This window comes from Paraburkholderia sp. SIMBA_030 (genome assembly GCF_046535245.1).
Classification (GTDB): Bacteria; Pseudomonadota; Gammaproteobacteria; order Burkholderiales; family Burkholderiaceae; genus Paraburkholderia.
Genome location: NZ_JAWRXB010000815.1, coordinates 1 through 263 on the forward strand (window position 1 = coordinate 1; position 263 = coordinate 263).

General features: G+C 66.2%; 1 pseudogene. It reads left to right on the forward strand.

Annotated features, from left to right (window positions below):
- Nucleotides 1–127: 127 nt before the first annotated feature.
- Nucleotides 128–263 (forward strand): annotated as a pseudogene (locus SB772_RS42250) (DNA polymerase IV); the annotation flags it as partial.

Consider the following 263-nt stretch of genomic DNA (forward strand, 5'->3'; position numbering starts at 1 on the left):
GTGCGTTTCGTATGTCGTGGCAGACGAGTATAGGGGCCGCCCCGTGCGCGCGGCGGTACGATCCGTGCGAAGCGCGCCGGTACGGGGCGCCCGAACGCGGCAGTACGCGACAGTTGAAACCGGCACTGTGTTTTTGTACAGTATCGGCACCGTGAATCCGACCATCATCCCGCCTGCCGATTCTCCGCGCGAGCCGCCGCCCGGCGATGCGCCGCCGCGCGTGCGCAAGATCATCCACTGCGACTGCGACTGCTTTTACGCGT